The organism is Marinobacter sp. JSM 1782161, assembly GCF_011421605.1.
GTDB lineage: Bacteria > Pseudomonadota > Gammaproteobacteria > Pseudomonadales > Oleiphilaceae > Marinobacter_A > Marinobacter_A bohaiensis.
Genome location: NZ_WSSA01000002.1, coordinates 1,225,346 through 1,238,061 on the forward strand (window position 1 = coordinate 1,225,346; position 12,716 = coordinate 1,238,061).

A 12,716-nucleotide genomic window follows, 5' to 3' on the forward strand; every position below is an offset into this window, starting at 1 on the left:
GTCGGCGCAACCCCTGGAGAGTGCTACCATGCTCGGTCTTCCTACAAGGACATAATACAAGGAGGATCCGTGCAACCTTCATCCCGCCAGTTGGCCATCGCCGGCCTGGTTATGACGACGTTCTTCTGGGCCGGTAACGCGCTGGTCGCCCGGGGAACGTCCGAAAGCATTCCGCCGTTCGCCCTGTCGTTCTGGCGCTGGATGATTCCCACCGTCTATCTGCTGCCGTTCACGATACAGGCTGTGCTCCGCTACCGGCAGGAACTGCTTGCCAACTGGCCCAAGGTAATCGCCCTCGCCTTTTTCAGCGTCGGCGCCTACAACACCATCCTGTACCTGGCGGCACAAAGCACCGGGGCCATCAACATCGCGCTGGTCAGCTCTACCATGCCCCTGATGATCGTGCTGTTCTCGGCACTGATCCTGCGCACCCTGCCCCACCGGACGCAACTGACGGGGTTGATCCTCGCTTTCTGCGGCGTGCTAACGATCCTCACACGCGCCAACCTGGATACCCTGCTGGGCCTGGACTTCAACCCCGGCGACCTGCTGATGATCCTGTCGATCAGCAGCTGGGCGCTCTACTCGGTGCTGCTCAAACGCTGGCCGCTATCGGTCCCGCTATTTCCACTGCTCTGCGTGCTGATCACCCTGGGTACACCGATGATCCTGCCGTTCTACCTGTGGGAAGTCCATGACAAGGGCGGCTTTGCCCTGAGCACCGGCAACCTGTTGGCGCTGCTCTACGTGGGCACGCTGCCCTCGGTTGCGGCGTATTTCATGTGGAATAACGGGGTTCGCACGCTGGGCCCGGGGGTTGCCGGGCTTTTCGCCTACCTGATCCCGGTTTTCGCGGCGCTGATTGCCGTGCCGGCCCTGGGCGAGAGCATCGAGTCCTATCATCTGGCCGGTGGCGTCCTGGTGCTGGCGGGGCTGGTGGCGGCGTCCCGGCGGTCGCGCACGGAAGCGGTGGCGGATCGGCTGACGCGATAAGTCGCATTCGCAGGTTTCCGCAAAGCGGTTATACTGGGGCCAGAATCGGCGTTGACCTCGCCTCCGAAGGCGTACCTTGCAGGGAGTTGCAGTACCTATGTCGGACAGCAAACAGTTCCTGATCGTCATGCTGGTGGCGGCGATATTCGTCGGTTGGCTGGGCTGGCGCGGCATGGAGGTCATTTCACTGAACAACCACCTGCAGGCGGATCCCAAGCTCAACAGCTACCCCTACCTATTCCGCGTGCTGCGGGTGGATGGCGATACCGCCATCATGAGCTCGCCGCGTTCCTTCGAGGTGAGCACCCAGGAAGCCTTACGTACCCTGTTTCCCGGCATGCGAGCCCTGGGCGACAATCACCGGGACTGGCAACGCGCCGAGCGGGAATTTGCCCATCTTCAGGCCCATGCCGGAAATCTGGTCCTGGCCGACAGCCGCGTTGACCGGATTCGCTGGGAGCTCGACAAAAACTGGTATCACCTCCAGCGAATGCACCGCGACGAGCCCCTCATCCACTGAATCGCCACGGGCTGAGTGAAGCGGGGAGCTGTGGTATATTGCGCTCCCTGAATCCCAAGCGGCTGGAACTATGTCTGACAGTGGATCACCTGCATCCGGACACCCCTACGACGACCTGACGCCTGACGTCCTGCTGGACGCGATGGAGGAAGCCGGTTTCTGGATCAACGGCCGGATTTTCCCGCTTAACAGCTACGAAAACCGCGTCTACCAGGTGGGTGTCGAGGACGCCCCCTCGGTGGTAGCCAAGTTCTATCGTCCCGGGCGCTGGACCCGCGCGCAGATCGAGGAAGAACACCGCTTTTCGTGTGAACTGGTCGAAGCGGAGGTGCCGATCGTCGCCCCACTGGAGCTGGCCAACGGCAAGACGCTGGCAGAGCATAACGGCTTCCTCTTCGCCGTGTTCCCGCAGCGGGGCGGCCAGGCCCCGGATACCAGCGAACCGGACATGCTCTGGCGTCTGGGCCAGTGGCTGGGCCAACTGCACAATGTGGGCGCCCGATGCGACTTCGAGTCACGCCCGACACTGGATATCCTGCAGGGCCTGGAGGAAAAAAGCGCCTATCTGACCGGAAGCGGCCTGATTCCCAACGACCTGCGCCCGGCCTGGGACTCCCTGATTCCCGACCTGATGGCCGCCTGCCGCGCCCGCATTGACGAAGCCGGTCCGGTGGACACGCTGCGCCTGCACGGCGACTGCCACGCCGGCAACATCCTGGTGCGCGACGAGCAGATGCTGTTCGTGGACATGGACGACTGCCGCCAGGGTCCGGCCATCCAGGACCTGTGGCTGCTGCTCAACGGCGACGAACGCGAGCAGTCCCTGCAGTTCGGCGAGCTACTGGAAGGCTACGAAACCTTCCGCGATTTCAACCGTCGGGAACGCTTCCTGATCGAGCCGCTGCGCTGTTACCGCCAGATCGGTCACGCCGCCTGGCTGGCACGCCGCTGGGACGATCCCGCATTCCCGAAATTCTTCCCCTGGTTCGGTCAGCCGCGTTTCTGGTCCGATCAGATCCTCGCCCTGCGCGAGCAGTTGGCCGCGCTCCAGGCGCCGGCCATCAGCCTGCCCGGAGCCTTCTGATCATGGCCGCCGACGAACGCCGCTTCAGCATTCGTGCACTGCTGGTCGTCGCGGCTCTATCCATCCTCGGGACCGTGCTGGTGCTGGAGTTCAGCGGCCGGATCGTGCACAGCGACGACAAGGCGCGGGTGCCGGTGGGCGAATTCGAGGCGATCTACGTGGGCCCCAGGGAGGACTACCGCATGTCGCCCAAACCGTCTCAGCTGCACGCCGAATGTCACGGCGGCTACCTGGCCGTGGCCTCGGACACCGACGCAACCCTCAAAGGCGTCCTGGTGGATTACAGGAATCGCGGTATTCACTGCAATCCCGCACCGCGCCCGGACACCCCAGCCAAGGAGACCGGCACCGACGCCGGAAACAGCGATGAGTAAGTCAGACCAGCCGGAGCAAAAGCCGCTGTTCGAAACCGACCGCATCTATACCGACGCCCGCTCCGAGGGCGGCGACTTCCGCTTTGATGCCGCCGTGGCGCGGGTTTTTCCCGACATGATCCGGCGCTCGGTGCCCGGCTACACGACGATCATCCCGATGATCGGCATCATCACCGAGCGCTTCGCCCAGGACGACAGCCACTGCTACGACCTGGGCTGCTCGCTGGGCGCCTCCACGCTGGCCATGCGCCACGGCGTCGGCGATCGCCGCTGCCGCGTGATCGGGGTCGACAACTCCGCCGACATGATTGAGCGCGGGCAGCACTTCATCGCCCTGGATGACCACCCCGCGCCGGTGGACCTGCGCTGCGAGGACATCCTTGAGAGCGAGCTGGAAAACGCCTCGGTCACCACTCTCAACTTCACCTTGCAGTTCGTCGAGCCGGAACGGCGCCCGGCCCTGCTGCAACGCATCGCCAACGCCACGCGCCCCGGCGGCGCCCTGATCCTGTCGGAGAAAATCCGCTTCGAGATGGACTGGGAACAGGCCCTGCAAACGGACCTGCACCACGACTTCAAGCGCGCCAACGGCTACTCCGACCTGGAAATCAGCCAGAAACGCACGGCCATCGAGCAGGTGCTGATTCCAGAGACCATCACCACGCACCGCGAACGCCTGTTGGACGCCGGTTTCGACCGGGTCACCCTCTGGTATCAATGCTTCAATTTCGTGTCCCTGCTGGCGCTCAAGGCGCCCTGAGCTAGGAGAACCCTCTGTGTTTGACTGGAAACATCGCTTTCAGCCTCTGCTTGCCGACCTGGAATCCGGCGGCCAGGAGGACTGGGCCAACCGCATTGCCGATCAACTGCACCGACGCTTCGAGACCAACCCTCACGGCGATCTGGCACGCTGGAACGACGCGTTGTCACAGCTGCCGGTCCTGCATAACGTGGAAGCCGACCTCAATGCACCGGCGGTCACACTCAAGACCGACGGACCATTGAATCCCACCCAGCAGAAGGATCTCGAAGCCGGCTTGCGCGGACTGATGCCCTGGCGTAAGGGGCCCTTCGACTTTTTCGGCGTGGGTATTGATACGGAATGGCGCTCGGACTGGAAGTGGGACCGCGTGGCGCCCTACCTGAGCAACCTGGAAGGCCGCCGGGTGCTGGACGTGGGCTGCGGCTCCGGTTACCACTGCTGGCGCATGGCCGGTGAAGGTGCCGAGCAGGTCATTGGCGTCGACCCCGGACTGCTGTTCCTGATGCAGTTCTTCAGCGTCAAGAACTACCTGGAAGCCGCCGACGTGCACATGCTGCCCGCCCGGCTGGAGGACCTGCCCGGCAACCTGGAATACTTCGACACCACCTTCTCCATGGGCGTGCTCTATCACCGCCGCGCTCCTCTGGATCACCTGGTGGAGCTGCGCGATACGCTGCGCCCGAACGGCGAGCTGGTGCTGGAAACCCTGGTGGTGGACGGCCCGGAAGGTTACAGCCTGATGCCGGAGGATCGTTACGGAATGATGCGCAATGTCTGGTTCCTGCCCAGTTGCGACACCTTGTTGCGCTGGCTGGATCGCACCGGTTTCCGCGACGCCCGGGTGGTGGATGTCACTGTCACCACGACCGACGAGCAGCGCTCAACCGACTGGATGCGTTTCCAGTCACTGCAGGATTTCCTCGACCCGGACGACCCCAGCCTGACAGTGGAAGGGTACCCGGGACCCAAGCGCGCTACCATCGTCGCCCGCAAGGGTTAGCCCCGTCCGGCAGGCACAGTCTGGCGGACACAAAAAAGGCGAAGCGCCAAGAACGCTTCGCCTTTTTTCGTTGTGGCCCCAGTACCCCGCAGGGCACCAATGACACCTTAGTTATCGCCGAACGGATGACGCATCACGATGGTCTCTACGCGGTCCGGACCGGTGGAGATGATGTCGATGGGCGCCTCAATCTGCTGTTCCAGGAAGCGGATGTAGGCCTTGGCGTTCTCCGGCAGCTGGTCGAGGCTGGTCAGCCCAACGGTGCTCTCCTTCCAGCCCGGCAGCTCCTCGTAGACCGCCTCAATACCGGCAAAGTCGTCGCAGCCGATGGGCGGACGCTGGATCTCGCCGTTCGGGGTCTTGTAGCCGACGCACACCTTGACGGTGTCCAGGCCATCGAGCACGTCCAGCTTGGTCAGGCAAATGCCGGACACGCTGTTAATCTGGATAGCATGGCGCAGGGCTACGGCATCGAACCAGCCACAGCGACGGGCGCGACCGGTGGTGGTGCCAAACTCGTTGCCCTTCTCTGCCAGGTGACGGCCGAAGTCGTCAAACAGCTCGGTCGGGAACGGGCCGGCCCCAACGCGGGTGGTGTAGGCCTTGGTGATCCCCAGGACGTAGTCCAGGAACAGCGGACCGAAACCACTGCCGGTGGCGGTACCGCCCGCGGTGGTATTGGATGAAGTGACATACGGGTAGGTGCCGAGATCGATGTCCAGCAGGGAGCCCTGGGCGCCCTCGAACATGATGTGCTCACCCTTCTTGCGCAGGTCGTGCAGGATATCGGTGACATCGGCGGCCATCGGCAGGATTTCCTCGCCCATCTTGAGCTGGTCCCGCAGGGCCTGGTCCACGTCCACCGGCTCCTCGCCGTAGTATTCGGTCAGCACGAAGTTATGGAACTTCATGATCTCGCGCAATTTGGCTTCAAACTTGGCCGGATCACACAGGTCGCCGACGCGCAGACCACGGCGGGACACCTTGTCTTCGTAGGCCGGCCCGATACCACGCCCAGTGGTGCCGATCTTGTCGTTACCGCGGGCTTTTTCACGAGCCAGGTCAATGCGGATATGGGTCGGCAGGATCAGCGGACACGCCAGACTCACGCGCAGCCGGCTGCGCACGTCGACACCGCTGTCTTCCAGCTCGCGAACTTCCTTGAGCAGCGCTTCCGGCGACAGCACCACGCCGTTGCCGATCAGGCAGGTGACGTGTTCGCGCAGGATACCGGAAGGAATCAGGTGCAGTGCCGTCTTCTTGCCTTCGATGACCAGCGTGTGGCCGGCATTGTGTCCGCCCTGGAAGCGGGCCACCGCGGCCGCCTGGTCCGTGAGCAGGTCCACGATCTTGCCCTTGCCTTCATCACCCCACTGGGTGCCGAGTACGACGACGTTCTTACCCATGATGCTCTCTCATTTCGTCCGACTGACGCGGACGCCCTTATCCGTTTAAAGACTCGACGACCCACTGGCCGTCACGTTTTACCAACTGTCGGCGACAGCCACGGGCTGCCGGAGACGCGTCTGAATCGTCCGGCAGCGCCTGCAGCACTGTCTCGGTCCGGCGCAACTCGGCGACTGCCGTGGCAAGCTCCGGATCGTCGCTGACCGGTGCCCAGATTACGTCGCGCTCGCCCCGATCGGCGCGCTGCCCCAAGGCCACCAGTGCCCGGACGTCGGCACTGAAGCCGGTGGCCGGGCGCGGCCGGCCGAAATCGCGGCCGATGGCGTCATAACGCCCGCCCTGGGCCACCGCCTGACCGTGCCCTGGCGCGTAGGCCGCGAACACCAGTCCGGTGTGATAGTTGTATCCCCGCAGTTCACAGAAATCGAAGCCCAGTTCGACTTCCGGGAACGCAACTGCCAGCGCATCGGCCATACGAGTCAACTCATCCAGCGCGTGCAGGACTGCCTCCGAGGCACCACTCAGCACCGTCCGCGCCTCGTCCAGCACCTCGACGCCGCCACTCAGCCGGGCCAGGGCGCGCAAGCGAGCCGCCGGCGTGCCGTCCTGGCTATCGCCCAACAGCTCGTCCAGCTCGGGAATGGACTTGCGACGCATGGCGTCGAAAATGGCCCGCTCGGTGTCCCGGTCCAGATCCGCATCGGAAATCAGTGACTGATAGATCGCCACGTGCGCCAGATCCAGGTGTACCTTCGGAATACCCGCAATACGCAAGGTCTCCAGCATCAGGCGGATGACTTCTTCGTCCGCCGCGGCCGTAGCACTGCCGAACAATTCACAACCGGCCTGGATCGGCGTGCGACCGGTCAGCATGTGCTGCGGACGCGTGTGCAGGACATGTCCGGCATAGCATAAGCGTGTCACGCCGTCCTGACGCAGGGTATGCGCATCAATACGCGCAGCCTGGGGCGTCATATCGGCACGTACACCCATCATACGCCCGGTCAGTTGATCCGTCAGTTTGAAGGTCTGGAGGGCCAGGTCGTTGCCGGTTCCGGTGAAGAGGGATTCGAGATACTCGATCAGAGGCGGGATGACCAGCTGGAAACCCCAGCGCTGGTACGTATCCATGAGCTCTCGACGCAGGGATTCGATTCTGCCCGCCAGTGGCGGCAGGATATCCTCCACACCATCAGGCAGTAACCAGCGGTCGGATGCTGTCATGAGTCGCTAAAAATCCGTTCTTTTTGCCCGCAGGTACAGGCTACAGAATTTAGGGGGTCCTGCCGCTCTGTCCAGCCATCAGGCGGGTCGCAGCAGGATGTCGATGGGCCTTACAGGAAAAGGACCACAAAACCCGGCAATTCTACACATTTGCCGGGCACAAAAAAACCGGAGCGCGCGCTGGCACTCCGGTTTTCATATCGACCTCAGGCTTACCGGTTAGCCCCGGTACCCTGCAGGTTCTCCATATAGCGCATGAAATCGCTGTTGGAGTCGATGACCATGATGTCATCCTTGTTGGTAAACGTCTTCTCGTAGGCCGTCAGGCTGCGATAGAAACGGTAGAACTCTTCGTCCGCCTGGTAGGCATCGGCGTAGATGCTCGCCGCCTCGCCATCGCCTTCACCACGAGTGGTTTCCGCCTTGGAATAGGCCTCCGCCAGCACCACGGTACGCTGGCGGTCGGCGTCGGCGCGGATGCCTTCGGCCAGCTCGCGACCGCGGGAGCGGAACTCCTGCGCCAGCTTCTCGCGCTCGGTGCGCATGCGGCGATAGACGTTTTCGCTGACCGACTGCGGCAGCTCGATGGCCTTGACCCGAATGTCCAGAACCTTGACGCCCAGTTCGTCGATCAGGGTCTCGTCGATGCGAGTGACCAGCTTCTCCATCAGCTCATCACGCTGGCCGGACACCACTTCGTGCATGGTACGCACACCAAACTCGTCACGCAGGCCGTTGTCGACCCGTGAAGACAGCAGGGAAATGGCGTTCAGCTCATCGCCGCCGGTCGCCCGGTAGTACTGGTCCACGTCCTGGATGCGCCAGGCAATGTAGGAATCCACGTCCAGCGGTTTTTTCTCGATGGTCAGGTATTGACGCGCCGGCAGGTCATTGGTCATGACCCGCACGTCGAATTCCCGCACCTGGTCGATCACCGGCACCTTGAAGTGCAGGCCTGCCGGAATGTCGGTTTCAATCAGCTCCCCGAAACGCAGCAGCACGCCGCGATGGGTTTCCGGGATGATGTACACACTGGACGACACGATCAGCACAACAATCAGCGCGCCGGCCAGTCCGAGAACAGCTTTAGGACTCATGATTAACGCCCCCTCCGCACACTTGAGTTGTTGCTACGCAGCCGGATCTCATCCAGCACCTGATCAGTCAGCTGGTCGATATCGGTGTTGGAACCGGACACATCGGACGAGCTGGCGGCGCCGCTGCTGTCAGTGTTGCTGCGCTGGCCAACCAGACGGTCCAACGGCAGGTACATCATGTTGTTGCTGTTCTCGGTGTTGACCAGCACCTTGCTGGTATTGGCGAACACGTTCTGCATGGTATCAAGGTACATACGATCACGGGTGACCGACGGTGACCGCTGGTAGACGTTCAGCAACTGCACAAAGCGGGCGGTCTCACCATTGGCCTTCTCGATCACTTCTTCCTTGTAGGCATTGGCCTCCTCGATCATGCGCTGGGCGCGACCGCGAGCCTCGGGAACCACCTTGTTGCGGTAGGTTTCCGCTTCCTCGACAAGACGTTGCTCGTCTTCCTTGGCCCGCTGTACCTCGCGGAAGGCTTCCTGGACCGCGGACGGCGGCTGGGTGCTCTCGACGTTCACCTTGACGATCTGCAGGCCGGTACCGTAGCTCTGCAGGAAGTTCTGCAGGCGTTGTTCGACGTTAATCGCCAGAGCGGCACGCCCCTCGGTCAGGACTTCGTCCAGGCCGGCACTGCCCACTTCGTGGCGCAGGGCACTGTCGGTCGCAAACGCCAGGGCCTGGTTGGAATCGCGCACGTTCAGCACGTAATCGCGGGCGTTCTCCACCCGGTACTGGACCTGCAGGTCAACGGACACCAGGTTCTCGTCCTGGGTCAGCATCTGCCCCTGGGATTCGGCTGTCCGGACGTTGGTGACGCGGACTTTGGTGACGTTATCAATGACGGGGACCTTGAAACGCAGGCCCGGATTTTCGGTGGTGTGGTACTTGCCGAAGCGCAGCACGACAGCCCGCTCCTGCTCGTCGACCGTGTAGAACGACTGGTAAACCACGTAGCCGACGATCAGGATGCCCAGAATCGCCAGCACGGCACCAAAGCCACTGCTGCTTCCGCCGTTGCCGGAACCGCCGGACATGCCGCCGCCCTTCTTGCCACCAAGCAGCTTATTGAGCTTGTCCAGCCCCTTGCGCAGCGCTTCGTCCAGGTCGGGTGGCCCCTGGTCGCCACCGCGCCGGCCCCCGCTGCCCCAGGGATCGTTGTCATTCCGGTTACCACCCGGTTCATTCCAGGCCATAATGCTCTCCGTTCGCAATCTCATCGAATGGCTGCAAATACTAGGGATTAATGCGGCCCCGGGCAACACCAACAGCCCGGAACCTCGCGGCTTTTACGCTGCGGCTCCCCTACTTGTACGTTGTCTTTTCTAGGCTGTGTCCGTTATTCGCGATAATTCGTTATATACGGCGATCAGTCGACCGGGGCATAGCGAATCTCGTCCGGGCTGACACCGGCCCGACTCAGCAGCTGATGCCAGTCCCGGGATTCAAGGCGTGCTTCAACCTGGGCGTCGCCGTTGTCCAGGTACTCTTCGCTGAGTACGCTGCCGGCCTCGTGCAGCAGTGCCCGCAGCTTACCATCCCGCGGTCCCAGCAGTATCGAGAACTGCAGGATATCCTCCGCCAGGCGCTCGACCACCGCATCGAAAAGTTGCTCGATGCCGGCGCCGGTCATGGCCGATACCCAGACACGAACCGGTACGCCATCCTCGTTGCGGTCGACACGCGGCGTGAAATCGTCCAGCAGATCGATCTTGTTGAAGACCTGGAGCACCGGGACCTCATGAGCACCGATTTCCAGCAGGACATCTTCCACTTGCTCGATATTCTCATCCCGACGTTCGTCTGCGCAATCAATAACATGCAGCAGCAACGACGCTTCGGTGGTTTCCTCAAGGGTCGCCCGGAAGGCTTCGACCAGCTTGTGTGGCAGGTGGCGAATGAAACCCACCGTGTCGGCCATGACCACCGGCCCGATATCCGGCAGTTCAAGGCGACGCAGGGTCGGGTCAAGCGTGGCGAACAACTGGTCCGCGGCATAAACCGACGCGGTGGTGATGTGGTTGAACAGCGTGGACTTGCCGGCGTTGGTGTAGCCCACCAGGGAGACGGTTGGAATATCCGCCCGTTTGCGCGCACGACGCCCCTGGTTACGCTGGCGACGAACCTTGTCGAGGCGCTTGTGGATCGCCTTGATGCGCGCGCGCAGCAGTCGACGGTCGGTTTCCAGCTGGGTTTCACCCGGACCGCGCAGGCCGATACCGCCTTTCTGTCGCTCCAGGTGAGTCCAGCCCCGAACCAGCCGGGTGGCCATGTGATCCAGTTGCGCCAGCTCCACCTGCAGCTTGCCTTCATGGGTGCGGGCGCGCTGGGCAAAGATATCGAGAATCACGCCCGTGCGATCCAGCACACGGCACTTGAGTTCCCGCTCCAGGTTACGCTCCTGGCTGGGGCTGAGGGCATGATTAAACAGAACAACGTCCGCCTCGGCGCCGTGAATGGCCGCACGAATCTCGTCGAGCTTGCCTTCACCGACAAACAGGCGCGGGCTGGGTTGATTGCGGGAGCCGGTTACCGTGTCGACCGTCTCGACGCCGGCCGACCGTACCAGTTCGGTAAATTCTCCCAGATCCTCGGATTCGTTGTGTGATGAAAATTCGACGTGAACGATGACAGCGCGCTCACCGACGTCAGGACGCTCAAACAAGGAGATGGTTCTCCGGAAAGATTTGCAATTAGGATAGCCCAGCCTGGGCCGGGAGGCCCACTGTGGCAGATTGCGGGCATATAAGGAAGGCAGCCGGCACCATCAGGCATGCCGGCTGCCGTCGCATTGGTCGAGGGGATCAGGCTTCGCCTTCACCCTCGCCAACGGCACTTTGTTGCGGAATACGAACATTACGGGCAGGCACGACCGTGGAAATGGCATGCTTGTACACCATCTGGCTTACCGTATTCTTCAGCAGGATCACGAACTGATCGAATGACTCGATCTGGCCCTGAAGCTTGATCCCGTTGACGAGGAAGATGGAAACCGGAATGCGCTCCTTGCGCAGTGCATTGAGGTAAGGGTCTTGTAAAGAATGCCCTTTTGACATGTTAATTCTCCTGTTTTTTTAATCGCAGATCGTCTGGTATTAGAAGAAGCGGAGTTCCGTTGCGAAAACCACCTGCCGGCGGACTCCCGATCAATCCCGACTGTCGGCACGCTTCCTGTCGGGGCTGATCAATGGGCGCCGGCTGTTTCGAAGCCGGCTGGGCGAACGGAGCTCATTGAGCGCCGGTCACTTAATCAATGTGGTGCGGGATTCGAGGATTTTCAAGGCGCGCTTCAAAGAACCTGACGCCCCACTGTCGATCCAGGCCACATCCGGCCATTTGCGCAGCCAGGTCAGTTGACGCTTGGCCAACTGCCGGGTGGCGGCGACGCCTTTTTCGACAAAGGTGTCGTAATCCACCTCCCCATCCAGCCAGGCCCAGGCCTGGCGATAACCGACACAGCGAATGGACGGCAACCCGGGGTGCAGATCCGGCCGGCGCCTGAGCGCTCTCACCTCGTCAGCAAACCCCATATCCAGCATCTTGCCGAAGCGCAACCGGATTCGCTCGTGCAGCACCGATCGATTGCCCGGCGCAATCGATAGCTGGATAACATTATACGGAAGCGCCCCTGAATCGTCTGCCTGCCAACGCGTTAAATACGGGTAATCCACGTCCCCGGACGTACCACGGTCGGCGGCCCAGGCGGCGGAAATGGGTTGCCCGGTGAGCAGCACCACCTCCAACGCGCGCAAGACCCGCTGCCGGTTATTCGGATGAATCGCCTCTGCTGCGACCGGGTCTTTCTGACGAAGTTCCTCATGCAGAGCCGCCCAGCCCTCGCTTTCGGCCCGCGCCTCAAGTTGACGCCGCAGCGCCGGGTCCGCTGACGGCAGATCGGACATCCCGTGCAGCAGCGCCTTGAAATACATCATGGTGCCACCCACCAGCAGTGGAATGCGGCCCCGGGCCGTGATCTCATCCATCTCGCGCAGGGCATCGGTGCGAAAGTCGGCGGCCGAATAAGTATCGGCCGGATCGCAGATATCAATCAGGCGATGCGGCGCCTGCGCCAGTTCCTCGGTGCTGGGTTTGGCCGTGCCAATATCCATGCCGCGGTAGATCATGGCCGAGTCGACACTGATGATCTCGCACGGGAGAACCTGGCAGAGGGCCAGGGCAAGGTCGGTCTTGCCGGCCGCCGTCGGCCCCATCAGGAAAATCGCCGGGGGTAGCGATGGGTCAGTCGGCATG

The 12,716-nt window shown here is 62.3% G+C and carries 13 protein-coding genes; 6 read left to right on the forward strand and 7 right to left on the reverse strand.

The window, feature by feature from the left end:
• The first annotated feature begins 69 nt into the window (after positions 1-69).
• From GQB00_RS05410 to cmoB, 6 genes are all read left to right on the forward strand, one after another.
• Positions 70-993 carry a DMT family transporter gene (locus GQB00_RS05410; protein WP_165855460.1) on the forward strand — a complete coding sequence of 308 codons (924 nt, stop codon included), beginning with the start codon at positions 70-72 and terminating at the stop codon, positions 991-993.
• Positions 994-1,090: 97 nt separating this feature from the next.
• Positions 1,091-1,513: a hypothetical protein gene (locus GQB00_RS05415; protein WP_111495703.1), complete on the forward strand. Its 423-nt coding sequence runs from the start codon at positions 1,091-1,093 to the stop codon at positions 1,511-1,513.
• A 70-nt stretch (positions 1,514-1,583) separates the two neighbouring features.
• Complete coding sequence (locus tag GQB00_RS05420) at positions 1,584-2,597, forward strand: serine/threonine protein kinase (protein WP_165855461.1); 1,014 nt, start codon at positions 1,584-1,586, stop codon at positions 2,595-2,597.
• Between the two features lie 2 nt (positions 2,598-2,599).
• Positions 2,600-2,971 (forward strand): kinase, encoded by a 372-nt coding sequence (locus tag GQB00_RS05425; RefSeq protein ID WP_165855462.1) that lies wholly within the window; start codon positions 2,600-2,602, stop codon positions 2,969-2,971.
• Complete coding sequence (gene cmoA / locus GQB00_RS05430; RefSeq protein WP_111495700.1) at positions 2,964-3,731, forward strand: carboxy-S-adenosyl-L-methionine synthase CmoA; 768 nt, start codon at positions 2,964-2,966, stop codon at positions 3,729-3,731. Before GQB00_RS05425 ends, cmoA begins: the two co-directional genes overlap by 8 nt.
• Before the next feature lie 16 nt (positions 3,732-3,747).
• Positions 3,748-4,734 carry a tRNA 5-methoxyuridine(34)/uridine 5-oxyacetic acid(34) synthase CmoB gene (cmoB, locus tag GQB00_RS05435; RefSeq protein ID WP_165855463.1) on the forward strand — a complete coding sequence of 329 codons (987 nt, stop codon included), beginning with the start codon at positions 3,748-3,750 and terminating at the stop codon, positions 4,732-4,734.
• Positions 4,735-4,841: 107 nt separating this feature from the next.
• Here the strand turns inward: cmoB and GQB00_RS05440 are convergent, their stop codons facing one another.
• From GQB00_RS05440 to miaA, 7 genes are all read right to left on the reverse strand, one after another.
• Positions 4,842-6,140, reverse strand: a complete 1,299-nt coding sequence (locus GQB00_RS05440; RefSeq protein ID WP_165855464.1) for an adenylosuccinate synthase — start codon at positions 6,138-6,140, stop codon at positions 4,842-4,844.
• Between the two features lie 37 nt (positions 6,141-6,177).
• A complete protein-coding gene (locus GQB00_RS05445) occupies positions 6,178-7,365 on the reverse strand; it encodes an ATP phosphoribosyltransferase regulatory subunit (RefSeq protein WP_165855465.1) in 1,188 nt (395 codons plus the stop codon).
• 212 nt (positions 7,366-7,577) lie between these two features.
• A complete protein-coding gene (gene hflC, locus GQB00_RS05450) occupies positions 7,578-8,462 on the reverse strand; it encodes a protease modulator HflC (RefSeq protein ID WP_111495696.1) in 885 nt (294 codons plus the stop codon).
• Between the two features lie 2 nt (positions 8,463-8,464).
• On the reverse strand, positions 8,465-9,661 hold the full coding sequence (gene hflK, locus GQB00_RS05455) for an FtsH protease activity modulator HflK (protein ID WP_165855466.1): 1,197 nt from the start codon (positions 9,659-9,661) through the stop codon (positions 8,465-8,467).
• Positions 9,662-9,834: 173 nt separating this feature from the next.
• On the reverse strand, positions 9,835-11,130 hold the full coding sequence (hflX, locus tag GQB00_RS05460; RefSeq protein WP_165855467.1) for a ribosome rescue GTPase HflX: 1,296 nt from the start codon (positions 11,128-11,130) through the stop codon (positions 9,835-9,837).
• A gap of 139 nt (positions 11,131-11,269) precedes the next feature.
• Complete coding sequence (gene hfq, locus GQB00_RS05465; RefSeq protein WP_111495693.1) at positions 11,270-11,521, reverse strand: RNA chaperone Hfq; 252 nt, start codon at positions 11,519-11,521, stop codon at positions 11,270-11,272.
• A gap of 186 nt (positions 11,522-11,707) precedes the next feature.
• Positions 11,708-12,715 (reverse strand): tRNA (adenosine(37)-N6)-dimethylallyltransferase MiaA, encoded by a 1,008-nt coding sequence (gene miaA / locus GQB00_RS05470; RefSeq protein ID WP_165855468.1) that lies wholly within the window; start codon positions 12,713-12,715, stop codon positions 11,708-11,710.
• Position 12,716: the final 1 nt, after the last annotated feature.